Annotated in this window: 26 protein-coding genes and 1 pseudogene; 15 read left to right on the top strand and 12 right to left on the bottom strand. The window is 66.8% G+C overall.

What is annotated here, in order from left to right; genetic code table 11:
* Positions 1–64: 64 nt before the first annotated feature.
* The 3 genes from ACRXBZ_RS06355 to ACRXBZ_RS06345 all read left to right on the top strand — a co-directional run bounded on the left by ACRXBZ_RS06355 (position 65) and on the right by ACRXBZ_RS06345 (position 3,818).
* Positions 65–1,705, top strand: a complete 1,641-nt coding sequence (locus ACRXBZ_RS06355; protein ID WP_168584268.1) for an acyl-CoA carboxylase subunit beta — start codon at positions 65–67, stop codon at positions 1,703–1,705.
* Positions 1,706–1,733: 28 nt separating this feature from the next.
* Positions 1,734–1,985 (top strand): acyl-CoA carboxylase subunit epsilon, encoded by a 252-nt coding sequence (locus ACRXBZ_RS06350; protein WP_433878229.1) that lies wholly within the window; start codon positions 1,734–1,736, stop codon positions 1,983–1,985.
* Positions 1,986–2,054: 69 nt separating this feature from the next.
* Positions 2,055–3,818 carry an acetyl/propionyl/methylcrotonyl-CoA carboxylase subunit alpha gene (locus ACRXBZ_RS06345; protein ID WP_433883812.1) on the top strand — a complete coding sequence of 588 codons (1,764 nt, stop codon included), beginning with the start codon at positions 2,055–2,057 and terminating at the stop codon, positions 3,816–3,818.
* A gap of 14 nt (positions 3,819–3,832) precedes the next feature.
* Here ACRXBZ_RS06345 and ACRXBZ_RS06340 read toward each other — a convergent pair whose 3' ends face one another.
* From ACRXBZ_RS06340 to ACRXBZ_RS06325, 4 genes and pseudogenes are all read right to left on the bottom strand, one after another.
* Positions 3,833–4,276: a CocE/NonD family hydrolase C-terminal non-catalytic domain-containing protein gene (locus tag ACRXBZ_RS06340; RefSeq protein ID WP_433878228.1), complete on the bottom strand. Its 444-nt coding sequence runs from the start codon at positions 4,274–4,276 to the stop codon at positions 3,833–3,835.
* A gap of 230 nt (positions 4,277–4,506) precedes the next feature.
* Positions 4,507–5,529: pseudogene (locus tag ACRXBZ_RS06335) on the bottom strand (CocE/NonD family hydrolase); the annotation flags it as partial.
* A 252-nt stretch (positions 5,530–5,781) separates the two neighbouring features.
* Positions 5,782–5,958, bottom strand: coding sequence for a DUF397 domain-containing protein (locus tag ACRXBZ_RS06330; protein WP_433878227.1), 177 nt, complete (start codon positions 5,956–5,958; stop codon positions 5,782–5,784).
* Entirely contained in the window at positions 5,948–6,217 is a 270-nt protein-coding gene (locus tag ACRXBZ_RS06325) for a Scr1 family TA system antitoxin-like transcriptional regulator (RefSeq protein WP_433878226.1), read from the bottom strand. Before ACRXBZ_RS06325 ends, ACRXBZ_RS06330 begins: the two co-directional genes overlap by 11 nt.
* On the opposite strand from ACRXBZ_RS06325, the gene ACRXBZ_RS06320 reads away from it, so the two are divergent.
* On the top strand, positions 6,138–6,767 hold the full coding sequence (locus ACRXBZ_RS06320) for an FAD-dependent oxidoreductase (protein WP_433878225.1): 630 nt from the start codon (positions 6,138–6,140) through the stop codon (positions 6,765–6,767). The genes ACRXBZ_RS06325 and ACRXBZ_RS06320 overlap by 80 nt on opposite strands.
* A gap of 188 nt (positions 6,768–6,955) precedes the next feature.
* On the opposite strand, the gene ACRXBZ_RS06315 is transcribed toward ACRXBZ_RS06320, so the two are convergent.
* Positions 6,956–8,500: a transposase gene (locus ACRXBZ_RS06315; protein ID WP_433878224.1), complete on the bottom strand. Its 1,545-nt coding sequence runs from the start codon at positions 8,498–8,500 to the stop codon at positions 6,956–6,958.
* Positions 8,501–8,850: 350 nt separating this feature from the next.
* Between ACRXBZ_RS06315 and ACRXBZ_RS06310 the strand changes: the two genes are divergently transcribed.
* The 3 genes from ACRXBZ_RS06310 to ACRXBZ_RS06300 all read left to right on the top strand — a co-directional run bounded on the left by ACRXBZ_RS06310 (position 8,851) and on the right by ACRXBZ_RS06300 (position 10,514).
* Positions 8,851–9,402 carry a ribonuclease domain-containing protein gene (locus ACRXBZ_RS06310; protein WP_433878223.1) on the top strand — a complete coding sequence of 184 codons (552 nt, stop codon included), beginning with the start codon at positions 8,851–8,853 and terminating at the stop codon, positions 9,400–9,402.
* Positions 9,403–9,445: 43 nt separating this feature from the next.
* On the top strand, positions 9,446–10,036 hold the full coding sequence (locus tag ACRXBZ_RS06305) for a barstar family protein (protein ID WP_433878222.1): 591 nt from the start codon (positions 9,446–9,448) through the stop codon (positions 10,034–10,036).
* Between the two features lie 154 nt (positions 10,037–10,190).
* Entirely contained in the window at positions 10,191–10,514 is a 324-nt protein-coding gene (locus ACRXBZ_RS06300; RefSeq protein WP_433878221.1) for a P27 family phage terminase small subunit, read from the top strand.
* A gap of 54 nt (positions 10,515–10,568) precedes the next feature.
* Here the strand turns inward: ACRXBZ_RS06300 and ACRXBZ_RS06295 are convergent, their stop codons facing one another.
* The 3 genes from ACRXBZ_RS06295 to ACRXBZ_RS06285 all read right to left on the bottom strand — a co-directional run bounded on the left by ACRXBZ_RS06295 (position 10,569) and on the right by ACRXBZ_RS06285 (position 12,306).
* Positions 10,569–11,192, bottom strand: a complete 624-nt coding sequence (locus ACRXBZ_RS06295) for a CocE/NonD family hydrolase (RefSeq protein WP_433878220.1) — start codon at positions 11,190–11,192, stop codon at positions 10,569–10,571.
* 102 nt (positions 11,193–11,294) lie between these two features.
* Entirely contained in the window at positions 11,295–11,471 is a 177-nt protein-coding gene (locus tag ACRXBZ_RS06290) for a DUF397 domain-containing protein (RefSeq protein ID WP_433878219.1), read from the bottom strand.
* Positions 11,461–12,306, bottom strand: coding sequence for a helix-turn-helix domain-containing protein (locus ACRXBZ_RS06285; RefSeq protein WP_433878218.1), 846 nt, complete (start codon positions 12,304–12,306; stop codon positions 11,461–11,463). Before ACRXBZ_RS06285 ends, ACRXBZ_RS06290 begins: the two co-directional genes overlap by 11 nt.
* Positions 12,307–12,693: 387 nt before the next feature.
* On the opposite strand from ACRXBZ_RS06285, the gene ACRXBZ_RS06280 reads away from it, so the two are divergent.
* The 3 genes from ACRXBZ_RS06280 (at position 12,694) to ACRXBZ_RS06270 (ending at position 16,128) form a co-directional block, all read left to right on the top strand.
* Positions 12,694–12,903 (top strand): hypothetical protein, encoded by a 210-nt coding sequence (locus tag ACRXBZ_RS06280; protein WP_433878217.1) that lies wholly within the window; start codon positions 12,694–12,696, stop codon positions 12,901–12,903.
* A gap of 51 nt (positions 12,904–12,954) precedes the next feature.
* Entirely contained in the window at positions 12,955–14,532 is a 1,578-nt protein-coding gene (locus tag ACRXBZ_RS06275; protein ID WP_433883811.1) for an IS1182 family transposase, read from the top strand.
* Positions 14,533–14,925: 393 nt separating this feature from the next.
* Positions 14,926–16,128 carry an RNA-guided endonuclease InsQ/TnpB family protein gene (locus ACRXBZ_RS06270; RefSeq protein WP_433883810.1) on the top strand — a complete coding sequence of 401 codons (1,203 nt, stop codon included), beginning with the start codon at positions 14,926–14,928 and terminating at the stop codon, positions 16,126–16,128.
* 67 nt (positions 16,129–16,195) lie between these two features.
* Here the strand turns inward: ACRXBZ_RS06270 and ACRXBZ_RS06265 are convergent, their stop codons facing one another.
* Together ACRXBZ_RS06265 and ACRXBZ_RS06260 are read right to left on the bottom strand one after the other, a co-directional pair.
* Positions 16,196–17,038, bottom strand: coding sequence for a hypothetical protein (locus tag ACRXBZ_RS06265; protein WP_433878216.1), 843 nt, complete (start codon positions 17,036–17,038; stop codon positions 16,196–16,198).
* A 2-nt stretch (positions 17,039–17,040) separates the two neighbouring features.
* Complete coding sequence (locus ACRXBZ_RS06260) at positions 17,041–18,777, bottom strand: WXG100 family type VII secretion target (RefSeq protein WP_433878215.1); 1,737 nt, start codon at positions 18,775–18,777, stop codon at positions 17,041–17,043.
* Positions 18,778–19,011: 234 nt separating this feature from the next.
* Here ACRXBZ_RS06260 and ACRXBZ_RS06255 point away from each other — a divergent pair, with 234 nt between their 5' ends.
* The 4 genes from ACRXBZ_RS06255 to ACRXBZ_RS06240 all read left to right on the top strand — a co-directional run bounded on the left by ACRXBZ_RS06255 (position 19,012) and on the right by ACRXBZ_RS06240 (position 24,600).
* Positions 19,012–20,907, top strand: a complete 1,896-nt coding sequence (locus ACRXBZ_RS06255; RefSeq protein WP_433878214.1) for a hypothetical protein — start codon at positions 19,012–19,014, stop codon at positions 20,905–20,907.
* Between the two features lie 18 nt (positions 20,908–20,925).
* Positions 20,926–22,440 carry an ABC transporter substrate-binding protein gene (locus ACRXBZ_RS06250; RefSeq protein ID WP_433878213.1) on the top strand — a complete coding sequence of 505 codons (1,515 nt, stop codon included), beginning with the start codon at positions 20,926–20,928 and terminating at the stop codon, positions 22,438–22,440.
* A gap of 453 nt (positions 22,441–22,893) precedes the next feature.
* Complete coding sequence (locus ACRXBZ_RS06245) at positions 22,894–23,922, top strand: MBL fold metallo-hydrolase (protein WP_433878212.1); 1,029 nt, start codon at positions 22,894–22,896, stop codon at positions 23,920–23,922.
* Positions 23,923–24,321: 399 nt separating this feature from the next.
* A complete protein-coding gene (locus ACRXBZ_RS06240) occupies positions 24,322–24,600 on the top strand; it encodes a DUF3040 domain-containing protein (protein WP_433878211.1) in 279 nt (92 codons plus the stop codon).
* A 26-nt stretch (positions 24,601–24,626) separates the two neighbouring features.
* On the opposite strand, the gene ACRXBZ_RS06235 is transcribed toward ACRXBZ_RS06240, so the two are convergent.
* Positions 24,627–24,824 carry a DUF2795 domain-containing protein gene (locus ACRXBZ_RS06235; RefSeq protein WP_168584256.1) on the bottom strand — a complete coding sequence of 66 codons (198 nt, stop codon included), beginning with the start codon at positions 24,822–24,824 and terminating at the stop codon, positions 24,627–24,629.
* A gap of 109 nt (positions 24,825–24,933) precedes the next feature.
* On the opposite strand from ACRXBZ_RS06235, the gene ACRXBZ_RS06230 reads away from it, so the two are divergent.
* Positions 24,934–25,143 carry a hypothetical protein gene (locus ACRXBZ_RS06230; RefSeq protein ID WP_433878210.1) on the top strand — a complete coding sequence of 70 codons (210 nt, stop codon included), beginning with the start codon at positions 24,934–24,936 and terminating at the stop codon, positions 25,141–25,143.
* Between the two features lie 13 nt (positions 25,144–25,156).
* Here ACRXBZ_RS06230 and ACRXBZ_RS06225 read toward each other — a convergent pair whose 3' ends face one another.
* Positions 25,157–26,980: a transketolase gene (locus ACRXBZ_RS06225; protein WP_433878209.1), complete on the bottom strand. Its 1,824-nt coding sequence runs from the start codon at positions 26,978–26,980 to the stop codon at positions 25,157–25,159.
* Positions 26,981–26,990 lie beyond the last annotated feature (10 nt).

Raw genomic sequence — 26,990 nt, 5'->3', positions numbered from 1 at the left:
CTGGAACGCCGCGGGCGGGCGGCCGACACTGGAGCTGAGCAGGTAACGAGGACGGGTTGGTTGCATGAGCAGCGCGACGGAGCCGGTCGGTCAGCCGCCGGTTGACGTGCCGGACATCCACACGACCGCCGGCAAGCTGGCGGATCTGTACCGGCGGAATGACGAGGCGGTGCACGCCGGCTCGGCGCGCGCGGTGGCCAAGCAGCACGCGAAGGGCAAGAACACCGCCCGCGAACGCATCGACATGCTGCTGGACCCGGGTTCGTTCGTGGAACTCGACGAGCACGCGCGGCACCGCTCCACGAACTTCGGCATGGACGCGAACCGCCCCTACGGCGACGGCGTGGTGACCGGTTACGGCACCGTCGACGGCCGCAAGGTGTGCGTGTTCTCCCAGGACTTCACCGTCTTCGGCGGGTCGCTGGGCGAGGTGTTCGGCGAGAAGATCGTCAAGGTCATGGACCTGGCGCTGAAGACCGGCTGCCCGCTGATCGGCATCAACGATTCCGGCGGCGCGCGTATCCAGGAGGGCGTCGCCGCGCTCGGCCTGTACGCCGAGATCTTCAAGCGCAACACCCACGCCTCCGGCGTCATCCCGCAGATCTCGCTGATCATGGGCCCGTGCGCGGGCGGCGCGGTGTACTCCCCGGCGATCACCGACTTCACCGTGATGGTCGACCAGACCTCGCACATGTTCATCACCGGCCCGGACGTGATCAAGACGGTCACCGGCGAGGACGTGACCTTCGAGGAGCTCGGCGGCGCGCGCACCCACAACTCGCGCTCCGGCAACGCGCACTACCTGGCCACCGACGAGGCGGACGCCATCGCCTACGTCAAGGAGCTGCTGTCGTACCTGCCCAGCAACAACCTGGCCGAGGCGCCGGTGTTCGAGGGCTCCGACACCGGCACCGGCTCGGTCGCCGAGTCGATCACAGACGCGGACCGCGAGCTGGACGCGCTGGTCCCGGATTCGCCGAACCAGCCCTACGACATGCACGAGGTCATCTCCCGCGTCGTGGACGACGAGGAGTTCCTGGAGGTCGGGGCGCTGTTCGCGCCGAACATCATCACCGGCTACGGGCGCATCGAGGGCCACCCGGTGGGTGTGGTGGCCAACCAGCCCACCCAGTTCGCCGGCACCCTGGACATCGACGCCAGTGAGAAGGCCGCGCGGTTCGTGCGAACCTGCGACGCTTTCAACATCCCGGTGCTGACCTTCGTGGATGTGCCGGGCTTCCTGCCGGGCACCGACCAGGAGTGGAACGGCATCATCCGGCGCGGCGCGAAGCTGCTGTACGCCTACGCCGAGGCGACCGTTCCGCTGGTCACCGTGATCACCCGCAAGGCCTACGGCGGCGCCTACGACGTGATGGGCTCCAAGCACCTGGGGGCCGACGTCAACCTGGCGTGGCCGACCGCGCAGATCGCGGTGATGGGTGCGCAGGGCGCGGCGAACATCCTGTACCGGCGGCAGCTGGCGGAGGCGGCGGACAACGGCGAGGACGTCGAGGCCGTGCGCGCGCAGTTGCAGCAGGAGTACGAGGACGCCCTCTGCAACCCGTACGTGGCCGCCGAACGCGGCTACGTCGACTCGGTGATCCCGCCGTCCTACACCCGCGGGTACGTGGCGCGGTCGCTGCGGATGCTCCGCGACAAGCGCGCCAGCCTGCCCGCGAAGAAGCACGGCAACATCCCGCTGTGACGTCGTCCCACCCGCTAGGAGGTGCCCGATGAGCCACGACGTGACGCCGGATCAGCGACCGGTGCTGCGCATCGTGCGCGGAAATCCCGACGACGCCGAGATCGCCGCGCTGACCGCAGCGCTGACCGGTCTAGCCGCCGCGAAGTCCGTGGCGCCGCCACAGCAGCCGAAGCCGATGTCGCTGTGGGGCGACCCGGCCGCCGCGCTGCGGCACCCGGCGGGCCGCCGCCCACTGCGCCCCGGCCCGCACTCCTGGCGCGCTTCGGCCCTGCCGGGCTGATGTCGTTGCCCGCCAACAAGATTTCGCCAGCCGTCCGGCGTCGCGCCGGGAAATGAGGAGTTGACCACTGTGGACCTGACGCCGATCAGCAAGGTCCTGATCGCCAACCGCGGTGAGATCGCGGTGCGGGTGATCCGCGCCTGCAAGGACGAGGACATCGCCTCCGTCGCCGTTTACGCCGAGCCCGACGCCGACGCGGTGTTCGTGCGGCTGGCCGACGAGGCCTTCGCGCTGGGCGGTTCGACGCCCGGCGAGTCGTACCTGAACATCGACAAGATCATCGATGTCGCGAAGCGCGCGGAAGCCGACGCGGTGCACCCCGGCTACGGGTTCCTGTCGGAGAACGCCGAGTTCGCGCAGGCGGTGCTCGACGCGGGGCTGATCTGGATCGGGCCGTCGCCGCAGTCGATCCGGGACCTCGGCGACAAGGTCACCGCGCGGCACATCGCGACCCGCGCCGGGGCGCCCCTGGTGCCGGGGACGAAGGACCCGGTGTCGGGCGCCGACGAGGTCGTCAAGTTCGCCGAGGAGCACGGGTTGCCGGTGGCCATCAAGGCCGCGTTCGGCGGCGGCGGCCGGGGCCTGAAGGTCGCCCGGACGCTGGAGGAGATCCCCGAGCTATACGCGTCGGCGGTGCGCGAGGCCGAGACGGCGTTCGGCCGCGGCGAGTGCTTCGTGGAGCGCTACCTGGACCGGCCACGGCACGTCGAGGCGCAGGTCCTCGCCGATCAGCACCGCAACGTGGTGGTCGTGGGCACCCGCGACTGCTCGCTGCAGCGGCGGCACCAGAAGCTGGTCGAGGAGGCCCCGGCACCGTTCCTCAGCGACGAGCAGCGCCGCACCATCCACGAGGCGGCGCGGGCTATCTGCGCCGAGGCCGGCTACTACGGCGCGGGTACCGTGGAGTTCCTGGTGGGCCTGGACGGGACGATCTCGTTCCTGGAGGTCAACACCCGCCTGCAGGTCGAGCACCCGGTCTCGGAGGAGACCACCGGCCTGGACCTGGTCCGCGAGCAGTTCCGCATCGCCGCCGGGGAGAAGCTGCGGATCACCGCCGACCCCGAGCCGCGCGGCCACTCGATCGAGTTCCGGATCAACGGTGAGGACGCGGGCCGCAACTTCCTGCCCGCGCCGGGCACCGTGACCCGTTTCGTCGCGCCGCACGGACCGGGTGTCCGGGTGGACGGCGGGGTCGAGTCGGGCAGCGTGATCGGCGGCCAGTTCGACTCGCTGCTGGCCAAGGTGATCGTCACCGGCGCGGACCGCCAGCAAGCCCTGGAGCGCTCCCGCCGGGTGCTGGACGAGATGGTCGTAGAGGGCATGGCCACGGTGCTGCCGTTCCACCGCGCGATCGTCCGCGACCCGGCGTTCGTCGGCACCGACGGTTTCGCCGTGCACACCCGGTGGATCGAGACGGAGTTCGACAACACCATCGAGCCATTCACCGGAGGTGTCGAGGCGGCGGAGCCGGAGCCGCGGCAGACGATCACCGTCGAGGTCGGCGGACGCCGCCTGGAGGTCTCGCTGCCGGCGGAGCTGGTGGTGTCCTCGGCCGCCCCGGCGGCGACGGCGAAGCCGCGCAAGCGTTCCGCGGGCAAGGCGGGGGCCGCGGTGTCCGGCGACGCGGTGACCGCGCCGATGCAGGGCACCATCGTGAAGGTCGCGGTCACCGACGGCCAGGAGGTCACGGCGGGCGACCTGATCGCGGTGCTGGAAGCGATGAAGATGGAGAACCCGGTGACGGCCCACAAGGCGGGCACGGTCACGGGCCTGTCGGCCCAGCCGGGCGACTCGGTCTCCCAGGGCACCGCGCTCTGCGAACTCAAGGACTGACCCAGCTTTGCGAATCACCTTGCCGCGGGGATTGTCGGCAGGGTGAGCTGGGACGGGTGCTCCGGTGAGGTGTGGATGGTCAGCGGTGACAGCGCCGCTGGTAGGTCGCGAAGCGTTGGGAGCAGGTGCGGGACGTCGTAGGCCTGCACGGAGATCCGCAGCCGGTGGCCGGGCGGGATCACCGCGCCAGTGGGGAAGACCTCCACGTCGATCGGCGCGATTTCGCCCGGTTGCAGGAGGTTCTGCGCCTCTTTGGTGAACGGGTGGTACGGCTGGATCAGCTGGCCGTCGAGGTAGCGCGAGCGCGATTCGTCCAGTGCCCGGTGCGACAGCACCTGCCAACCACCGGTGAGCCGGTTGACCTCGCCGGTCGGCGACACCGACGAGACCGACACCGACAGCATTCCGTTGCCTGTCGGCGTCGAGGTGTACAGCCGCGCGTTGATCGGTCCGCGCATCCGCAGCGGTTCCGCCGCCGGTTCGGTTTCGAAACCGTGCCGGACAAGTCGTTCCATCGGTTGTCCCCGCACAGCCGCGCGATCCCGACGGCATTGGGCAATCCAGCCGTCCACTGGTTGGTCGAGCGGGTGCACAACCCGGAGACCGGGACTGGCGCGACGCTGCTCTGCCCTGCCTCAACGCCGTCGGTAACAAGTTTTCCTGGCACGCCGGGAAAAGATGTGCCGGAGAGCTGGAACGTGGTGGCGCGCTGCTCGTCGATCCAGTCGTTCGCCCGGTGCCACTCGCCGGAGTTGATCTCGTGCCAGGTCAGCGGCGGGATGTCGGCGTCGAGCGTCGGGTCGGGCAGGCCCCGCACGTAGCGGTCGAACCAGCGCAGTTGGAGTTCCTGCAGCGTGCCGTGACCGGCCTCGTCGATCCCGGCTCCGGTGCTGGCTTGCAGGTGGTCCCATGGCCCGAAGATCATCTTCATCGGGACGCCGCGCTGGCGGAGCCGGTCGAACACCATCGGCGTGCCGCGCTGGAACAGGTCGTACTCGCCGCCGACGAGGAAGGTAGGCACATCGATGTGGTCCAGCACGTTGATCGGCGAGCGTTCCGCGTAGAACGGCCCGTCGAAGGCGGAGTCCAGCCCCAGCGTCGCGGACAGCAGCATCGGTGCGGTGAACCCGGTGGCGCCCTGCACCCGCGAGAGGTACATCTGCAGGGCGTTGTCCGGCTCGCCCGCGCCGTAGACGGGTGGGACCAGCCCGGTTCCGGTGACCAGGCCCAGCCACAGCGGGATGAACCCGACGTCGAGCGCGCCGCCGGAGGCGACCACGTTGCGGTAGGTGTCGGCGGCCGGGACCTGCGGGAAGATCGCCTTGAGCCCGGCGGGCCGGTTGGCGGCCGCGAAGAGCTGGCTGATGCCCAGGTAGGAAGCGCCGCGCATGCCCACCGAACCGTTGCTCCACGGCCGGTTGGCGGAGGCGGCCCAGTTGACGATCTCACCGGCGTCGGTGTTCTCCCGCGCGCTGAACGCAGCCCAGGAACCGCCCGAGCTGCCGGTGCCGCGTGCATCGACGGTGACCTGCACGTACCCGCGCTTGACGAAGTAACTCGAGTCGCTGAGCGCGGCGGACGCGGTCCCGTTCGGTGCGGATTTGTTGTAGGCGGTGATGGTCAGCAGCACCGGGAAGCGGCCGTCGACCGGTTGGCCGTCGGCGTCGGCCGGACGCTGGACGTCGGCGCGCAGGGTCACGCCGTCGGACATCGGGATCGCGGCGTCGGTTTCGGTGGCTGTGGCGGGATATTCCTCGCCGCGAGCCGCCCAACCGGCCTGCGCTGAACTGGTTGTGGTCGTGGTCAGCCCGGCGAAGACGGTTGCCAGGGCGAGTAGCAGGGCCAGCGAGGAGCGGCGCATGATGACCTCCCGGGGAGTCCGGGAGATCAACGATCAGAGCCGCGCCGGGTTACGCGGGCCGGCCCCCCACCAGCACCCCGGCCGGGGGCGGCCCGCGCGGTGTCAGCGGTCGAACCGGCCGCTCTTTACGGCCTGCACGAACCCGGTGACGTCGACCTGCAGCGTTGGCCCGTTCGGGTCCTTGGAGTCGCGGATCCGGTCCAAGGAACTCGCGAGTTCGACGCAGGTCGCGATTTCGGTGCTGTAGCTGGACTTACGCCAGGTCGTTTCAGTGGTCACGGCTGCCCTCCATGCTGTTGGCGATGTGCCTGATCAGCTTGACAGATTCGACCTTGCTCATGGCCACCTCAAGCACATGATCTGCTGCTCGCCGGTAGGCGCGAACGTCTGGGTCTTCGTGCAAGAACAACCCAGATTTTCGTTTTTCCAGGTGAATGATAGTGCCCTCACGCGTCTCTATGACGTGGAATGGTCCTTCGAGTCCAGGGTGCCATCCGCTGTCGAAACGGAAGACCCGCAGGGCTACCTCGTCCCCCAACGGCGACGTGTGGTGGTTCGCCAACCCGGGCCAACCCAAGGAGCTGACGAGGGAAGAGCTGGCCGCCGTCAGCGAGGACCAGTGGCGCACCAAACTGCTCGACCTGTTCACCGAGGACGACGGTCCCGCCCGCGACCTCGTCACCGCGAGCGACGAGATCTTCGCGGGCTGGAACACCTACGACTTCCCGAAGGTGCCGACCTGGCACCGCGACCGGATGATCATCATCGGCGACGCGGCGCACGCCACCTCGCCGGCATCGGGTCAGGGCGCGTCGATGGCGATCGAAGACGCGGTCACGCTCGCGAAGTGCCTGCGCGACGCGGACAGCGTGCCCGCCGCCTTCGCCGCATACGAGTCACTGCGCCGTACACGGGTGGAACGTGTTGTAGCGCAAGGGAAGCGCAACGGCGACGGCAAGACGCTCGGCCCCGTGATGCGGCACGTGCTGCCGCTGCTCTTCAAGCTGCACAAGCCGAACCCGGACGCCATGGACTGGATGTACGGGCACCGCATCGACTGGAACTCGTCGGCGACGGCCGCGCGGTGACCCCGGCAGCCCCAGCGGGCGGTCGCGCGCGAGCGCCCGCGAGCCGGCCGACCGAGGTCGCAGCTCGGGGACGTAGAAGCTCTTCGAACAATGCAGCAGGTGTTGGTACAGATTCAACATCCTCTGCAGAAATTTCTTGCTCACACGCTTGGGTAAAGCGGCTCTTCGCATCTGGCGGGATCTTGTAATCATGTGACTACGCATGGTGCAGCAGAGGTGTTGACGGTGTGTAGCCATTCGGGGCGGGTGGACCGGGACGCGGTGTAGCGGGAGCGGCGTTGTTGATGGGTGACGTTGGTGAACCCGAACGCACCCCGGTAGACGAGCTTGACCAGACGGTTGACGCCCTCGGCGGCGGCGTTGCTGTGGCCGGTGAGCACGCCCCGGGCGATCTCGGTACGCCAGGTGGAGATGGTCTGGGCTAGGGTCACGATCTCCGGGACGCTGGCGCCGATCGTGCCGCAGAAGGTGAAAAACGCGTGGAATGCCCGGCGTAGCCGGTGGCCGGTGGTTGCCACGCCGGTCTGGTTGGGCGAGAGGCCGATCACCGCGCGGAGCAGTTCCTTGGCCCGCCACGCCGCACCGATCTGCCGGCCGTACCCGCCCAGATCGGCCAGGACACACAACAGCTTGTTCCGTGCCCGCTCGGAGAGCTTCTCCTTGCCGCGCACCAACTGGTTCTTGATCGTGTATTCGGGATCGGTGGCGCGGCCACGACGCCCGTAGTGCTCGAAGGTGACCCGGCGCCGCACGTCACCGACCATCGTGTTGGCCAGCTGCACCGCGTGGAAGGCATCCACGATCAAGGCCGCGTGTGGTAGCAGCCCGCTGGTGGTGACCACCGAGTTGTACACAGTGGACATATCGATGGTGACGTGGGTGATACCCGCCCGCCAGGCCGGATCCTGGGCGGCCAGCCACGCCGCGGCGTCCACCCCGGCCCGACCTTCGACCTGCCCCAGCAGCCCGTGTCCCCCGGCGGAGTCCACGAACACCGTCTGCCAGCGGTCGGCATCGGCCACCCACTCCCCGGTGGACCGGTCACGGTGATACAGGGGCTTGCCACGGCGATGATCGTCGATGCCCAGCACCGCCACCGGCGGCAACACCCCGCCGCCCACCGACCTCTGGGGGCGGGCGGCCAGATCGGTGCCGACAGCACCGGGATCCGCGTCGGCCACCCTCGGGTCACCGCCGCCGGCGGTCTCCCCGTCCTGACGATCGGGCCCGGCGTCGCAGGCCACACCGGCCCCACGGTCGGTGGTCGTGGTGGTGTCGGTGACCACGATCCCCGCCTGGGCGGCCACCCCGACGAACGCGTCATGCACGGTGTGCCAGGCCATCCCGACCCCGGCGGCCACCCGGGACACCGGCACCAGCCAGTCCCCGACCAGATGCCCCGTCACCGTCCTGGCGTGCGACGAGATCCCGGCTCGCCGATCGGCCAGCGGCCCCGTCTCGACGAAGCTCGCGTTACCGCACTCGGCGTTGCCACACCAGAATCGAGACTTGTGCCAGCTCACCCGCATCGCGACCATCGTCACGTGCTTGACGGTATGCACCGTGGACTCTCTGACCCGCTCCGCGGCGTGCCCACAGCCCGGACAGCACGCCGCCCGCGGGGCCGCGGTCGTCACATGCACCGTCCAGGAACCATCCGCCTCCCGCTCGATCACATCGATCTCGACCCCGTCCAGTCCCAGCAACTGCGCCGGCACCGTAGTCTGTGACACGCGCCCACCCGCCTCTACCGATGATCCTTGCTCTTGGTCGACAAAGATCATCACAGGTTCGGTGGGCGCACCTCGTCCCCGCCCTACACAAGCCGCGGGCGCGGCTACAGAACGCAACAATCAGCTATCACCACAAGTGATCACTCGGATACAGGATCCGCTCCACTGCGAAGAGCCGGTAAAGCCAGTTTGTCTTCAGTAATACCTACGTCGGTAGCATCAAAATCTCGGGCCCAACAAAAGTCGGAGGAGCGTCGTAGATCACACTCATTTGGCGGTATAGACACCACGACGGTTCAGGTTTGATGAGTGTTGTTCGAGACGCCATCGGGCGTCGCTGGGGGTAACTAATGATGTCTGGGTGGATTTATTTCCGTTGGCGGATCTTAGCCTTTGGTGACGTCCTGATTGGCTCTTTTTGTGTATGTATCGGAGTCAATGTGGATAATAGTTTACCGAGTTTGCGGCGTGGTGGCATTCGCAGTTCCTTGGCTGTGCTCCTATCGATTCTCTTTGTGCTAGCTTTGCCATTCGCGGCTCAAGCTTCGCCGCAGCGCCCCGTGGCCGAGAGCGTACAGAATGCGGACATGGGCCAAGCTTCAGGGGTTACCCCTAAAGCAATTCCCGGCGACGCCTGGAGAATGTTGGAATACCTCCAGAGTCACAACTACACGCCACCTCCCGGGGTCGCCGGTGGAAAAATCTTCCGAGATGACCTCGGGAGGCTTCCTAAGTGCGACATGGGAAGCAACTGGCATGAGTTCGACGTCTATCCCCCGGGTCCTCAGGGACGCGGTCCTGAGCGGATCGTGCTATGCTTAGGAAACTGGCAACCGTTTCCGAATCAATTTTACTCACCGGATCACTACGCCACATTTGAGCCGTTCATCCGAACGCGCTAGGAGATGGCTTTGACATGAACCAAGCAACAATAGGAAGTCCACAATGAGCGTCGAGCTGTCGTGGGCCGACGTGGTTGCCCCTGGCATTTCCAGCCAGGGGCAACCCGCCGTCTCTGAAGAATGGGCCTTTCTTGTCGAGGCCGATGCTGCTGGATTCATCGAAGCGATCTCTAGCCTCAAAGATGAACCCATCGCCGGTGGCGCGTATGTCGTGATACTAAACGGTGCGCAGTGCGAATCGGGGCGCGATCTATTCAATGAGTTCAGTCGCAAACTGAATTTTCCGGCGTACTTTGGCGCCAACTGGGCGGCATTCGACGAATGCCTAAACGATTTCGTGATTCTTAATGGTCGCGGAATGGGGTCCGAATTTGGGGACAGAGAAGGGATCCATGCCCGGATGCTGCTTCTGGCGATCGTAAACGCTGACAGGATCCTTCGGAATGGCACCCTCGCGGAATGGAAAGCATTCCTGGCGTCGCTTCAGAGGGCTTCGACAGGTGCCAACTTGTCCGAAATTACAGGAAAACGTGAGTTGGCCAGCCTTCGGGTTATCTTCCACTGCGACACCAACGGCTATTCGGGCCTGGTGCGTAAAATGAACAGCTCAAATGTAAATTTCCGGACCAAATGACCCGATTGTCGGCCAAATTGCTGATCGACGTTCACGACGGTGTCCCAAGGTGCTCGCGGGGAGCATCGTGGGAAAACGAGGCCCAGCACCAAAGCCGACGCATCTACGAATCTTGTACGGGGATCGGAAGGATCGGATCAACAACAAGGAGCCGGTGCCGCCGGATCAGGAGGTGGCGTGTCCGGAGTGGTTGTCGGATGAGGCGAAGCTGATCTGGGACCGCCTCGCGCCAGGGTTGATAGCGCAGAAGGTGCTGACGCCGTGGGACGTGGACGCGTTCACAGTCCCGTGCGAGTCACTGGCCCGGTACAAGGCCGCGACGGCGTTGGTGAACGGCTCGGCGCTGCTGGTGCAGGGCTCGACCGGACTGGTGCGGAATCCGGCGTTGCAGGTGCAGAGCGAGGCAGAACGGGTGTTTCTGGCCTATGCGGTGCGGGTTCGGGTTGACTCCGTCGGATCGGCAGGCGTTGAAGACTGAGGTGGCCGATGTCAAACCGGGCACCGGCGCGGAGCGGCTCCTCTCCTGATTCCACTACGCCTGTGAAGATGCGAGCGCGCCGCCGGAGGCGACCACGTTGCGGTAGGTGTCGGCGGCCGGGACCTGCGGGAAGATCGCCTTGAGCCCGGCGGGCCGGTTGGCGGCCGCGAAGAGCTGGCTGATGCCCAGGTAGGAAGCGCCGCGCATGCCCACCGAACCGTTGCTCCACGGCCGGTTGGCGGAGGCGGCCCAGTTGACGATCTCACCGGCGTCGGTGTTCTCCCGCGCGCTGAACGCAGCCCAGGAACCGCCCGAGCTGCCGGTGCCGCGTGCATCGACGGTGACCTGCACGTACCCGCGCTTGACGAAGTAACTCGAGTCGCTGAGCGCGGCGGACGCGGTCCCGTTCGGTGCGGATTTGTTGTAGGCGGTGATGGTCAGCAGCACCGGGAAGCGGCCGTCGACCGGTTGGCCGTCGGCGTCGGCCGGACGCTGGACGTCGGCGCGCAGGGTCACGCCGTCGGACATCGGGATCGCGGCGTCGGTTTCGGTGGCTGTGGCGGGATATTCCTCGCCGCGAGCCGCCCAACCGGCCTGCGCTGAACTGGTTGTGGTCGTGGTCAGCCCGGCGAAGACGGTTGCCAGGGCGAGTAGCAGGGCCAGCGAGGAGCGGCGCATGATGACCTCCCGGGGAGTCCGGGAGATCAACGATCAGAGCCGCGCCGGGTTACGCGGGCCGGCCCCCCACCAGCACCCCGGCCGGGGGCGGCCCGCGCGGTGTCAGCGGTCGAACCGGCCGCTCTTTACGGCCTGCACGAACCCGGTGACGTCGACCTGCAGCGTTGGCCCGTTCGGGTCCTTGGAGTCGCGGATCCGGTCCAAGGAACTCGCGAGCTCGACGCAGGTTGCGGTGTTAGCGCTGTAGCTGGACTTGCGCCACGTTGTTTCAGCGTTCATCGTCCTTCTCCATGCTCTTGGCGATGTACCTGATCAGCTTGACAGATTCGGCTTGACTCATCGCCACGTCGAGCACCTTCTCCGCTGCTCGGCGGTAGGTGCGTACGTCCGATTTTTCGTGCAAGAACAACGCGGACTTGCGGTTCTCCAGGTGGACGACCGTGCCCTCGCCTGTCTCTATGAGGTGGAACGGTCCTTCGAGCGCAGGATGCCATCCGCTGTCGAAAGGGAAGACTCGCAGGTCGATCTTGGGCCGCCGAGCCATTTCCAGGAGGTACCTGATCTGCTCGGTCATCACCTTCCGGTCGCCGAGCAGTTGTCGGAGGGCTGCTTCTCCGATCAGCGCAACGTACTGCGCAGGCGAGCTGCGAGTGATCACATCGCGACGCCCGATCCGAACGGCGACCCGTGCGGCCAGCTCACCTGCCGGAACTTCTGCTTCCGTCATGATGATGCGGATGTAATCGCTAGTTTGGAGCAGCCCCGGGATCAGCAGCGGCGACGCCTCAAGGATCTTCGTCGCGTTCTGCTCGAAGTCGATGTAAGCAGCCAGCTGCTGGCGCTGCGCTGGGAGCGTCGTGGCAACCCAGTTGGAGTCGTTCGCGCCGTAGGTCAGCTGGATGATCTCTTCGTACTGATCGCCGTGGACGCCGAGCGACGTGAGTATTTGTGCCACCTGCTCGGGTTTCGGCGTCCGTTCGCCGGTTTCCCAGCGCGAAAGCACTCCGGGATCGCGCCCCAGCTGGGCGGCGAATGCTCTCACGGTCAAGTCCCGGTCCTGCCGTGCCTGGCGCAACGCGCTCCCCAGAGCCCGCCCTTTCGGTGTCTTCGTCATGTTGCGTCTCCGTGTAGTCGCCGATGCAACGGCACCCCCAGCGTCATGGCCTGCCCACATCACCTGTTGCGCCCACGGTCACGACCTTGTTGACGATGCCACGTTGCTCGATGGTTGGTAGTGGGTAGAGCGTGACAACGAAAACGCTTGCTAGGGGAGGAAGTTTAATTGCACGAGCGGTGGGAAGAAGTGCGACACGCGGATCGGCTGGCTGACCGGATCCGGCATTTCCAGTATCGACAGGGGGTTGTTCCAGAGTGGTGCAGGTTCGCGCACATCCGTTGCGGCGCAGGCGATTCGCTCATCCGGTCTTGGTGCGGCCAGCTGTATCAAGCTGGGGAGGTAGAGAACTGCTCGCCGCCGGGCGAGCGGTGCCCGGGGCTGCCGGTGGGCAAGCAGGAATGCACGGATTGCTTTGTGGCATCACGGTTTCCGTCCCTTGCTGTCCGCCCGGCGATGGACGGGATGATCCCGGCGCGGATCGACACACCGCGCGAGATGGCGTCCGCAATGCTGGTGCTGCAACAAGACTTGGCGGACGAAGCGAACCGCATCCCGGCCGGTGAGGTGGATACGGCGCGCCTAGGAGGCCGCTGAATAATCGGCGTGTCTCCCAGGAATCTGGGCTTGAGCTGGGAGAATCGGTTTATGCAGGGTGTGGAACGTGCCGACCGGGAACTGCTGGACGCTCACGCGCTGGTCGGTCATCTGGTGCCGGCGGGCAGTGTGTTCGCGTTCCTGGCCGAGCATCGTCAGGATGTGTTCCCCGATGGGGAGTTCGAGGACCTGTTCCCCTCGGGGAGGGGACGTCCGTCGATCCCGGCGTCGGTGATGGCCTCGGTCCTGGTGTTGCAGACGCTGCATGACTACTCGGATCGGGAGACCGCCGACGCCGCGCGGTGTGATCTGCGGTGGAAGGTCGCGACCGGAATGTCGTTGGACCACAAGGGATTTGATGCCTCGACCCTGGTGTACTGGCGCAAACGGCTGGCGGCGTCGGATCGGCCCCACCGGATCAATGACGCGGTCAAGGACGTCATCGAGCAGACCGGGATCCTGCGCGGCCGGCGTAAACGGGCGGTGGATTCCACGATCCTGGCTGATGCGGTGGCCACTCAGGACACCGTCACCCAGCTGATTGCGGCGATCCGGCGGGTGGCCCGGCAGGTTCCTGGCGCAGCCGAGCGGATCGCACAGGTGTGCACCGGCCATGACTACAGCCAGCCGGGCAAACCGAGGATTGACTGGGATGACCCGCAGGCCAAGGACGCACTGGTGTCGGCCTTGGTCAACGACGCAGGCGCGCTGGTGGCGGTGTTGACGGAGGCCGAGTTGGAGGGCGATGCGGAGGTCGCGGTGGCGTTGCTGGCGCTGGTCGCCGGTCAGGATGTCGAACCGGCGGAAGGATCGGATGGCACTGATGGGCGGTGGCGGATTGCGCGGCGGGTCGCCCCGGATCGAGTGATATCCACGGTGGACCCGGATGCGCGGCATACCCGCAAGTCGCCGGAGAACCGCCGCGACGGGTATCGGGCGCACGTGGCGGCCGAGCCCGAGACCGGGATCATCACCGACGAGAAGCTGACCAAGGCCGCTGGGACGAAGAACTCCGATCCGGCGGTGGCCGAGGAGTTCCTCGACGCCGAGGACGATCCCTGCGAGTGGTACGGAGATTCCGCCTACGGCACAGGGGATCTGCGTGGCGCGATCGACGACACCGACGCCGACGAGGCTGTGATCAAGCCGAAACCGGTGCAAGCGCCGGTGGAGGGCGGGTTCACCGTCGACGACTTCACCGTCGACGAGCACGCGGGCACGGTGAGCTGCCCGGCCGGTAACACCCGCCCGATCAGTCAGAAAAACCGGGTGGCGACCTTCGGCGCGCTGTGCCGCGACTGCCCGCTGCGTGCGCGCTGCACCAAGTCCAAGACCGGCCGTAAAATCGTTCTGCACCAACGAGATGATCTGCTGCGCCAAGCCCGCCGTGACTGGGCAGACAAGCCCGAACTGCGAGAGAAGTACCGGAAGTTCCGGCCCAACGTGGAACGGGTCATCTCCCAGATCGCCAGCATCGGCGGCCGTCGTCTCAAACTCCGTTATCGCGGCGCCACCAAGAACCATGCCTGGCTCACTCGTCGCACCGCCGGGCTCAACCTGCGCAATCTCGTGGGCCGCGGGCTATCTCGCACGGCAGGAGTCTGGGTTCTGGCGGGCTCGGCCGCCTGACCAGCGGCCGACCGGCCGGACCGGGCCCTCACCGGCCCGTCTATGTGCTCTCTCGCCCGCCCCGACCGCACTGCCACGCGCGGATAGGGGCTTTCTGCGGGACTGCTCGTCAATTTTCTCGCCTCCGTCCCTGCGGCGACTGTCCCCAGAACCGCCTAATTCAGCGGCCTCCTAGGCAGATTGGCCGCCGACACTGAACGCTTCGCCAGCGCCCTACGTCGGTTCGGCTGGTTGGCTGCGCGGGGCTGATGCTCACCGGAGAGACGTTGCGCGGCGGCCCCGTCCTTAGGGTGGGGAGGAAGCGCGTCAACTCCTTACCCAAGGCGTGCGGGATCTCTTCCATACGACGCAGGTGAGTGTTGGTGAACATGGGGTGCGGGTACATTGATCTTCATGGGAGCGGGCGGCGGAACGGGGGGTTTCGGGCATGTTCGGTACACCTACCGTCTGCGCCTGTCCCGCGCTGCACATCGTTGCCTTCAGGCCGAGTGGGACCGGTGCCGGTGGGTGTGGAATTCCTGTGTTGCCACCTCTCGGAAAGCGCACCGCGACGGTGACAAGTGCGGTCCCGCATACCTGGACAAACAGCTGACCGGCTGGCGCAGTGAGCACCAGTGGCTCGCAGACGGTGCGTCGGTGCCGCAGCAACAGATCATTCGCGACTTCGCAAAGTCGCGTGCGAAGGCGTTAAAGGACATAAAGGACCGTCTTCCGATGCGGCAGCGTGCTGGGATGCCGCGCTTCAAGAAGAAAGGTGTCGCGGACCCGAGCTTGAACTACTCGTTGCGCGGATTTCGGATCAAGGATGGTCGTCTGCATCTAGCGGGCGCGATCGTGCTGACAGTGGTGTGGTCGCGTGAACTGCCCGCGCAACCTTCCTCGGTGCGGGTGTACCGGGACAGCCTCGGGCATTGGTATGCCTCGTTTGTCGTCGCCACCGAGGTCCAGCCGCTACCCGACACCGGAAAGGCGATTGGGATCGACTGGGGCGTCACCGAGACCGCCACCACCACCAGTGACGATTACGACCTACCGCACGCCGAGCACGGCAAGCATGCCGCTGCGGAGTTGGCTCGGTATCAGCGGATGATGGCCCGACGCAGGCCAGGCAAGGGCAAACCCGCGTCGAAGAGGTATCGCAAGGCCAAGCGGCAGGCCGCGAAGCTGCACAAAAAGGTCTCCCGCAGGCGGCAGGACACCGCCCGGAAGTGGGCCAAGTGTGTCGTCACCGACCACGATATGATCGCGGTCGAAGATTTCCGTCCCAAGTTCCTGGCCAAGACCACGATGGCCCGCAAGGCCGCTGACGCTGCGATCGCTGCGACGAAATCGGCTTTGATCGAGATGGGACGCAAGCACGGCCGACAGGTTGTCCTGGTAGACCCGAAGAACACCACAAAGGACTGCGCCGAGTGCGGAGCGAGAACCAAGCACGCTCTCCCGCTGTCAGAACGCACCTATACCTGCACAGTGTGCGGACACATCTCCCCGAGGGACAAGAACTCCGCACACGTGATGCTCGTCCGGGCTGGGCTGTACCCGGCTGGTGTTGACGGCAGAAGACCTGATCGTCCGCAGGACGAACAGGCAGCCTGAGTCAGAAATCCCCACTGATACCTGAAGACGAGGGACGAACAAGCCCCGTCTTCGGGCGGGGGAGCAGTCAAATCGGCGGATACTTGAACACCGGGACGGGCGGGACGGCTCCGAGGATTTCCTCGATCTTCGATTCGGTCAGAACGGTGATCACCTGTTCCGCAGTCGACGATGACAGATCGGCGAGTGCGATGTGGAAGTTGTCGTCGCCGAGCTGCTCCGCGGCTAGGACCGTGGGAAGCTGCCGGACGAGGTTTTCGGCGTCCGAGCGCTTTTTGGTCCACCACTGCTCGAAGCCGCGCAGCAGGATGCCGCCGCCCCAGATGGAGCCGTCGCTGATGGCCTGGATCATCACGGCAACAAAGTTGGATTCGACCTCGGTAGGTTTGTGGGCCTTCCCGCGCCGCAGGTATTCGTCGGGGTTGGTGCGAGCCAGGTTGACTTCGACACCGACCCCGACTGCGGCGGTGAAGTGGTCCACGAACGGCTCGTACAACCGAGGCGGCAGATCGATGTGCAGCCCGACCTGGGTCCGCAACGTGCGGCCGAAGTCGGGGTTCTCGTGGACGATGATCGGTGGCCCGGACGCAACTGGCGGCTCCGGCTCGTCGCGCTCCGGCGCATCATCGACGACGTTTAGCGACGCTACGATGTTCTCCCAGTCGTTGATGAAGTCGTACATCTTGGCCGGAAGCTCATAAAAGCTCATGATCGAGCGTAGTTCATCGCGTTCGCGTTTTGAGATCGGGATTCTTCTTTTGGTGATGATCGCCAGCAGCAAATCGAGTACCTCGGCGTGCTCGCCGGCCCGCGCCGCGCCGGACATGAAGTCATAATCCTGGTCTCGCAGGCGGTTGCGCATTCCCTGGAAGAGCGCATCGGCGCGGTCCATAAATTCGATCTCGTCCATGATTATTTCTTTCTGGGATTCTCGTCCACGCCGGGTCCGCCTTTGGGGTAGGCCGTACGTACACTGCCGTCGTCGTTGAGTATCACTTCGATGAGCACACCATTCCGAACGCCAGTGAGCTTCCAGCGGCCGTTGTCTTGCCTAATCGGCGGGCTGTCTGGGTTCTTCGCCACGTCCTGAATCTGGTTCACGACGTACGGCTCGTCCCACGGTGGAGGTGGTGGGAATTCTGTCTTGCCCGGCCTTCCGGTCCCGGCGAGGTGACCACCACCGGTCTGGTCGCTGTAGAGGATGTGTGTCCTCCGCTCGGCCGTGATGTGCACGGATGCTGGGTCGGGGTGGGGTTCGTCGACTCCTGCCCAGGCGTCGTACGGCGCGGTGCCGAGGTGTTGTTCGAGTCCATGGTCTGCCTGATCGTAGGCCCGTCGCTCGGACTCCAGTGTGACTGCCTCGGCGTCTCGTGCCCAGGCGTGCAGTTGGTCGGCGATGCCGGTGGTGAGGAGCTGCATGGCTTCGCCGCGCTCGTACTCGTACGTTGATTTGATCTGCGGAGTGATCTTCTTGACGGCCATGTACTTCCCGAACTCGGCGCCGAGTTCAGCGGCCGTGAGAATCGGATTCCTCCGCAGGAAGCCGAGCGCGGAGAAGATATCCAACTCGCCCACTATCTGGTTGAGCTTCGCGATGCTCGCTTGCGCGTTGCGCACAGCTTTGGACAACACCTTGCACGATTCGCTCAGCGCACTGCACGCGGAGGTGAGTACCGGCAGGATCTCCGAGGTTCCGCAGATCTGGGACTTGGTGGCCCAGTACTGGCGGATGCTGTCGAAGACCGCGCCGTGGTTGGACTCCACCAAACCATTGATCAGTTCATCCCCGGACCGCGAGACCTCCGTCAGAGTTTCGACGAATCGTCTCCACTCGTCGAACGCGTACATGAGCCGATCGGGTTCGCCGTCGGGCCAGTACTCATAGCCCCAGTCCTCCAGGGACTGCGCCGGGGCTCCCGAGCCGCTGGGTGGTGGTTCAGGGCCGGGACGGACGGCATCGACCGGGAGTTGCGGTAATCGTTCCGGGAGCGCGGCACCGTGTCCGGCGATGGAGGCTTCTTCGGAGTCGACGTAGTTGTTGCCCGTGTCGGTCATGCCCTGCGCGATGCCGCCCAGCAGGTCGGTGGCCGCGTCGAGGACCGCCCACACCGCCCCCGCGGTTTCGTCGTAGAGGGTGCGCCACGGGGCCAGCACCGGGTCGGCTCCGGCCATCCCAGTGGCGCTGCCGTGCAGATTTCGGCTGATCCAGCCCATGTTGTCGGCCAGTTGCTGCTGAAGGCCGTGGAACGACCGGGCGGCGCGGCGTAGTTCCTCGATGGAGACGTCGACTTCGCCGTCGGGTCCGGCGGCCGAACCGGCCGACATCGGCACGGTCTCGGACCCGCCCGACGAAGCGGCGGGGGCATCCCAGATGGCCAGGTTCGCCTGGTGCGCGCTGTGGTAGTTCTCGTCGATCAGGGACAGCAGGTCCGCCATGCCGCCGAGGAACTCGGTCATTTCCTCGGCTTCGCGAACCCACGTCGCCCGCGCCACCTCGAAGCTCTCCGCGGCCTGCCCGGTCCAGGACGCCCGCAGCGGCCCGAGCGATCCGTCGAGATCGGCCAGCTTCGTCCGGACCTGCCCAGTGGCGTTGCGGACGCTCTCCCACGCCTCGCCAATCGCGGCGTAGCGGACGGCGAACCGGTCCATCGCGTTTCCCCCTAGAAGTGCGGCACCCACGCAGTCCTAGGGCACGCACAGCTGATGATCAACCGGTTTCGGTGAACTGTGATCAGGCCCGCGAGCTGAAGGACTGACCACCGTGACGGTTCGAACGCGCTGCGCGACTGCACGAGAAGCCGCGCGTCCTGGGCGATTCCTGCGCTTGCGGCAACTTGGCGTAATTTCTCCTCTTTCGCTTGACGTGCTACAGCGGGTGACGACATGGTGGCTCGTCTGGCGGTCGGTGAGGGGGTGGAACGCCGGATGGTGGGCGAGGTCGAATTACCCGGGCGCGCAGGCATTGTCAAGAAGCTCGTCGGGGAATGCGTGCGGCGGCAGAAACCACGAGGTGGTGGGGAACCCGGCCGGGAGCTGCCGGTCATCGTATTGTTCGGTCCGCGGGGTAGCGGTAAGACCGCGACGCTCGCCAACATCGAGCGGAACTGCGCTCATCAGGTGCCGCACGCTTCGATCGATGTGGCCAAGCGGGCGAGGGCACCGAGGGAGATCATCACCGAACTCCACTTCGATCTCAGCAAGAAGCACGAAGGTGTCCACCGGATCCCCTTTCGCCAGCTGGACCTTTGCCTCTTGGCGGTCGGCGCCGAGCCGGACCCGAACAACCGGGAGAAGGCGCTGGCGCAGGTCCGCGCCGCCGCTTCGGCGGACGTCGAGCTGTCCGATCGGACCCGGAGCAGCATCGAGAGCGTGATCGACGGCTTGCTGCAGGCCGGGGCGCTGCCCTGGTGGTCGAAGCTGCCCATCGGCGCGTTGTTCCACGCCGTCGAGACGTTCCGCTGGCGGCGGAAGCTGCGGCGCGGGGCGGGCATCAAACAGTCGATGCCGAAGCGGTCGGCGAAGGTGCTGGACGTCCTGGTGGACATCGGCGTCGCCGACGCCGACCTGCTGGACGAAGTGTTCTGCGCCGCGTTCCTGGCCGACCTGCGCGCCGCATACCTGAGGCGTTTCAGGTGGCGCAGGGGGAACTGCGTGGTGCTGTTGGACAACATCGACGCGGCGGGCGGGAGCCGGTTCGCCGACCTGTTGCTGAGCATCCGGGAGCGGAGCCCCCGAGAACCTGATCCGCTCGTGCTGATCGCGACCAGCCGGCAGTGGAATCCGAGGTGGGGGTCGCAGGGGAGCAGCTACCGCACCCCGGAGCAAGCCGGACTGGCGGACTGGACGAACGGCCGAGACGTCGATCTCGGACGGGACTCCTGGTGGTACCCGGTCGAATTGAGGGATCTCACGGTGTCTGAGGTCGCCAACGTAGGTCGCACCGCGGCCGACACCACGTCGGCGCCGTTCCTGCACGAGCTGACGCGCGGTCATCCGTGGAGCACGCGCGAACTGCGCGCGACGTTGGGGGATCGACCGACCGGCCTGGCGATGCGAACCGTGCTCGAACGCGGAGTCGAGCGCCCATTCGCCGACCGAGCGCGCGACTACCTGTTGCAGGATTTCGATCCGGCGCAGCGCGAAGTGCTGGTGGGGATGTCGGCGGCGCCGAACCTGGACCTGGCCACCCACGCGGGTGTCAGGGGCGGCACGGAAGGCGATGCCGGTGCCCTGCACGAGATCCGGAACCGGCTGTGGTCAGTGTTCGGCGAGCAGTTGGTGCTACACCCGTGGCTGCGCCGGTTGTTGCTGCACGAGCTGGGGAACCGCCCAGCTGATCATCCCCAGCGGTGGGCGGTGGTGCACACCCGGCATCGTGATCACCACCGCGAAAGCGGGAACGTCGCGCTGTCCCTGTACCACGCGCTCGCGCTGGAGGACCTGAACTCCGCGGTTAAGCACCTCCGGCACCAGTTCGAGCAGATCGACGACGAAGCCGCGGTCCGGCAGTGGTTGCAGCTCCTGGAACTGATCACTTCCGCGCCCAACAGGTTGCCCACCGACCGGGAACCGCGAGACCAGGTCGAGGAGCTGGTCCGGACGGCCCCAGCGGATGCGAACCTGGCCCGCCTGGTGGCGGCCCGGTGGTTGATGTCGGACCCCTTGGGCGATCCGGGCAGGTCCTTGCGAAGCATCGTGCGCAGCGAGTTCGAGCAACTGGCGAAGGAAGCCCGGGTCGGGTTCGTGTTGTTGTTCGCGGAGAGCGAGAAGTACGCCTGAGCGCGGGGGAGGCAGTCCGTGGATAGCTACGTGGAACGGTCCTGGTGGCAGCGGAACCGGCGGAAGGTCCTCGTCGCGTCCGTCGTCCTGGTGCTGGTGGCAGGAGGTGTCGTCGGCTTGGCGTGGTGGGGCGGCCAGTGCGCGGCGGGTGTCCACGAGGTCGACGGCGAGTGCGTCGGGATGACGGACGGCTCCTACAAGTTCGGTTCCGACGACCCGGCCGAGAACCCGCTGGCGGACGTGCTGCAACGGATCAAGGAGGAGAACGACCGGGTACTGGCGGAGGGCAAGGACTACGTCAGCATCGCCTACCTCGCACCGATGAGCCTCGCCGAGGGCGACACGGTCACTCTGGAAGCCACCCGCAACGCGCTGCGGGGCGCCCATCTCGCCCAACTGCGCGCGAATCGCGAGAAAGGCGGCTGGGAGGGTGACTTCCCGTTGATCCGGCTCTTACCTGCCAACCCAGGTAGCCAGCTGCAGAAGTGGGATCCGGTGGTCAAGCAGATCCACGCAGCCCAGTTCACCCCGGACCGGGTGGTGGCAGTGGCGGGTCTCGGACAGAGCCACGAAAGCACTGCCAAGGCGATCCAGTGGCTGTCCGAGCAGCGCATCCCGATGGTCGGGGCCACCATCACGGCCGACACTTTCACCGATCTCGAAGCCCGCGGCGAGTTCAGCGGGTTGGTGAGGGTGTCGCCGACGAACACTGAACAGGTCCGGGCCATCGTCCAGCGCCTCACTGGCACTCGAAAGGCGATGCTGGTGAAGGACATAAACCAGTCGGACCTGCTCGCGAACAACCTCAGTTCGGCGTTCACCCGCGAATATGAGAGAGACGGTCGTGACGTCGTGCTGGCGGAGTACGACACTTCGCGCGGCACCGCGAACATCTTTCCCGGAATGGTGCGCAACATCTGCGCCGCCCAGCCAGGTGCGATCTTCTTCTCAGGCCGCTACAACGACCTGACGTTGTTGCTGGGCGCGCTGAAGAACCGGCCGTGCGGGGACCTGAATCTGCGGGTGGTGACCCTCGACAGCGTGGTGGACATCGCCGGCGTCGACGAGGTCCGCAAGAACCTGTCACTGAACACCACCCTGGAGTACACCAACTTGTCCGCGCCGCAGGCGTGGAATGCGGTTCCGGAGGCGTTCGACGGGGCGGCGATCGGGTACTTCCGCGACTCCTACCGCGAGCTCTTCGGGCTCGGCTCGACCGGAGACGGGATGGCCATCACCTCCTACGACGCGGTGGGTGTGGCGGTGACGGCAATCAACCGCGCAGCCGACAACCGGAGAGACCTAAAGTCGATCACCGCCGACACTGTTGCTGGGCAGTTGCTCGCGATGAGGGGGACCGAAGGTGTCCGCGGCGCCAGCGGTTGCATTTCCTTCGACAGCGTCGGCCATCCGGTCGACAAGGCGATTTCGGTCTTCAGACTGTCGATCGACGACACGAGCAGCTCAGCCGAAATCGTCCCTGCCGTCGTCTCGGGCTCCGGCAACGTTCTGCCCGGCCGTTGCAAGACGTAGCTCAGCTGAAAGCGCCAGCCCCCGCCGTAAAAGCTCGTGAGCGGTTTGGGGTGCTATGACGCCCCAAACCGCTCACGAGCCCCTGACCAGCCGAAACGTTGCGCCCTGCCGGATTCCCGCAGAGCGGTTGAGCGGCTGAACGTGACGAACGACACGATTTCGGCATCGACCTGCCGGAATTTGTCCTATGTGGACGATTCTGGCGGCGGTTCGTGGGCTTGTCGGGCGGTCGACCGGGCCGTTCGCGTGGCTAAATTTCGCAGCTCGGCCGCGATTCGCACGGGCTCCCGCGCCCGGCGACGGCCGGGGTGGCGCCGGGCGCGACGGCCAGGTGAGGCAGGACGCCGGGGCTTCGCGGGCGTTGCGTTGTGGTCCTCTGCGTACTGACTGGTTGGTATGGGTGTGGTACTTCTGATGGACCGCCCAGGTCGGGGCGCGCTTGGAGGTGTGGTCATGGCCGATTCGCGGCACGAGTGGATGGAGCCGGGTGCGTACGAAGTCGCGCCTGGCGTGCACCGGATCCCGCTGCCCCTTCCCAACGACGGCCTGCGCGCCGTGAACGTCTACGCGATCGCCGACGGCGACACGCTGACGCTGGTTGACGGTGGCTGGGCGCTGGAGGAGTCGCGCGAGCAACTCGCCACCGCGCTGCGCGGGATCGGTGCCGGGCTGGGCGACATCAGCCGGTTCCTGGTCACCCACGCACACCGCGACCACTACACCCAGGCCGTGGCGCTGCGGCGCGAGTACGGCTCCAAGGTGCTGCTGGGTGAGGACGAGCGGCACACCATCCGCATCCTGATGGACCCGGAGCACACGCTGCTGGCCAAGCAGATCGAGCTGCTCGCCGAATGCGGCGCGAAGCCGGTGCGCGACGCGGTCGTGGCCGCCCGCGAGGACGGCCCGCGCGGCCCGCACTTCTGGGAAGAACCCGACGAATGGATCGGGAAGTCCACCGACATCACCCTGGCCGATCGGCCCCTGCGCGCCGTGGCCACGCCGGGCCACACCCGTGGGCACCTGGTGTTCATCGACGATGCCGCCGAGCTGATGTTCGCCGGCGACCACGTGCTGCCGCACATCACGCCGTCCGTCGGCTTCGAGGCGGCCCCCAGCGAGGTTCCGCTGCGCGACTACCTGGCGTCGCTGCGGCTCGTCCGCGCGATGCCCGACATGCGGCTGCTTCCCGCGCACGGCCCGGCCACCGACAGCGTCCACCGGCGCGTCGACGAACTCCTCGACCACCACGACACCCGCCTGGACGCGACCGCTGGAATCGTCGAGAAGGGCGCGAGCACCGCGTACGAGGTGGCTCGGGCGTTGACCTGGACCCGCCGCGAGCGGACCTTCGACGAACTCGGCGATCCCTTCAACCAGATGTTGGCGGTGCTGGAAACCGCCGCTCACCTGGACGTGCTGAGCCTGCAGGGGAAGCTCGCGAAGGAGGAGACCGAAGGGGTCGTGCACTACTCGCTGGCCTGACGGGTGCGGCCCAGGAACGAGACCGGCAGCAGGACGCGCTGTCCAGCAGGATCCAGCCTTGAACGTATTGTCGGGTTCGGACGGCGGCGCTCGCGCTCAGATCATCGTCGACGGCCACTCCTGGTCACCGGCCCGCGGCAGGCAGCGGCGGGCGGGCTGCGGACGGCTGCGGAAGGGGCGCGACGCGGCAACATGGTCATTGTTCATGCCTCCCGCCGTCGCCCCGGGGACACCCTTCCGTAATCGCCGGATGTTGCTGTGCGTGCAGGAAAATCACCCGGTCGCCGCGTACGGTGACGATCCCTGGCATGCAAGGCTGTAGGGGCCCTTCCGGGGCTTGAGGCAATTGGGGGGCGGGTACCTCGTTGGGGTCGAAGGGAACGTCGCTAGGAGCTCGGCATGTTGAGCAGGCACGAGCGGGACAGGCTGGCGGAGATCGAATCCGCGCTGGTGTCCGGTGATCCTCGGCTGGCGGAGAAGTTCGACCGGTTCGACGGTGGTCGGAGCCGGGGCGGAGTACGCCGGGTCCTGTTGTTCCTGATGCTTGCCCTCGTGGCGTTGCTGGCGTTGTTGTGCCTGGTGAGCGGGCTGGTGCTGAGCTCGATCACGTTGGCCCTGAGCGCCGTTGCGGGCGCCGTCGGCGTTTGGTGGCACGCCAGGCGGAAACGGCAGCGATGAGATCTTGCTCGTCTTATGTGGACGATTCACGGAGTCGGGCGCGGGAGTGCTTGCAGCACCGTGTCAGGCTCGACGAAGACGCCATCGGGCAGGCTGTCGATGCGTTCCAGGTGCGCCGTCGGCGCGCCCAGGGCGACGCACTGCTGGTAGATCTCCTGCTTGGTGGCGGGGAAGTGCACGTGGCAGAGGAACCTGAGCAGTTCTCCGCGGTCGGGTACGGGCATCTTCGCTCCCACCGGTCGAGCCGGTAGTGTCGATAACCGACTACCCACCCCGCGTGGCGGGCACACGCGGTGCCGCGAGGACCGGACGGATGTTTCGGGTGGGTCGACGGTGACCCGCAGTCGGGCGGGTTCGGGCATCACCGACTCCTCGGGCCTGGTGCCTTCTCGGGTCTGGTGCGGGGCGGCGCCGACGATCAGCGGGGACACCGGTTGGTCGGTCGCCGTGCTGACGGCCGCGTTCTCGGCGTGCCAGATCGTCGCGGCACTGGCCGACGCCGCGCTGATCTCCCTGGCGTCGATGCCCGCAAGGGCTTCTTGATCATCCACAGTGGTCAGATGCCGGCCATCTCCCGGGCCGCGATGGCGATGGCGGATGCGTCGATGCCCGCCTGCCCCAACAGCTCGTCCGGGGTGCCGGAACCGGGCATTCCGCGCACCGCCAGCACGCGCACCGGGGCGCCGGTGCCCGCCAGGGCGCTGAGCACGGCCTCCCCGAGGCCGCCCTCCGGCCAGTGGTCCTCGGCGGTGATCAGCCCGCCCGTCTCGGCGGCGGCCCGGCGCAGCGCCTCGGCGTCCACCGGTTTGATCGAGTACAGGTCGATGACGCGGGCCTGGATTCCTTCCCTGGCAAGCGTTTCCGCCGCGCTGAGCGCCTCGTGCAGGGTGATGCCCGCGCCGACGAGCGTGACGTCGTCGCCGTCGCGCACCATCCGCGAGCCGCCGATGGGGAAGTCCTCGCCCGGTTCGTAGATCACTCGCGTGGCGCCGCGGGTGGTCCGCACGTAGCTGATCCCGGTCCGGTCGGCCATCTCCTCAACCAGCCGCACGGTCTGGTTGGCGTCGCACGGGTAGAGCACCGCGCTGCCGTGCACCGCGCGGAACGCCGCGAGATCCTCCATTGCCATCTGCGACGGCCCGTCCTCGCCGATGGACACTCCCGCGTGCGAGCCCATCAGGCGCAGGTTCGCCCGGCTCACCGCGGCCATCCGGATGAAGTCGTAGGCGCGGGTGAGGAACGCGGCGAACGTCGAGGCGAACGGCACCCAGCCGCGTACCTGCATGCCGATCGCCGCGGCGATCAGCTGCTGCTCGGCGATGTACATCTCGAAGTAGCGGTCCGGGTGGGCATCGCGGAACAGCTCGGCGAACGTCGAGTTCGACACCTCGCCGTCCATCGCCACGACGTCGCCGCGCCGGTCGCCGAGGGCGCGCAGCGCCTCGCCGTAGGCCTTGCGGGTGGCGACCTTGGTGCCGAGCTCGAACGCGGGCAGCCCGCCGCCGGTCACCGGGAAGACGTGGGGCGTCTCGTTGCTGGTCGGCTTGGCGTAGTTGACCCGCAGGTCGCGGATGCCGCCGAGTTCGTGGATCGCCTCGTCGGGGTGCACCAGCGGCTTGCCGTGGAAGCCCGGCTTGTCCTCGACCTCGGCGACGCCCTTGCCCTTCTTGGTGGCCGCCAGCACGGCGACTGGTCGCCCGTCACCGGCCTCGGCATCCTTCAGCGCCTCTTCGATCTGCTCCGGGTCGTGGCCGTCGATCTCGATGGTGCGCCACCCGGCCGCGATCGCCCGGGCGGCGTAGGCGTCGAGGTCCCAGCCGTGCATCGTCTGCCCGGTCTGGCCGAGCCGGTTGACGTCGATCAGCGCGATGAGGTTGTCCAGTCGCTCGTGCCCGGCGTGCTCCAGCGCTTCCCAGACCGAACCCTCGGCCATCTCGCTGTCGCCGCAGAGCACCCACACCCGGTACGGCAGCCGGTCCAGCCGCTGCGCCGCGAGCGCCAGGCCCACCCCGATCGGCAACCCCTGCCCGAGCGAACCGGTCGCGACGTCGACCCAGGGCAGCACCGGTGTCGGGTGGCCCTCCAGGCGGCTGTCGAACTTCCGGAAGGTGAGCAGCTCGGCGTCGTCGATCGCGCCGACCGCCTTCAGGCACGAGTAATACAGCGGCGAAGCGTGGCCCTTGGAGAAGATCAGGTGGTCGTTGCGCGGATCGTGCGGCTTGGCGAAGTCCAGCCGCAGGTGGCCATCCAGCAGCGCGGCCATCAGGTCAGCGGCGGACATGGACGACGTGGGGTGCCCGGAACCGGCGGCGCTGCTGGCGCGCACGGAGTCGACCCGCAGCTGCTGCGCCAACTCGAAGCGGAAGGTCAGATGGTCCATGCCACGGGAG

This window comes from Saccharopolyspora hattusasensis, assembly GCF_050972075.1.
Lineage (GTDB): Bacteria > Actinomycetota > Actinomycetes > Mycobacteriales > Pseudonocardiaceae > Saccharopolyspora > Saccharopolyspora hattusasensis.
This window is presented reverse-complemented; position numbering and strand designations above follow the sequence as displayed.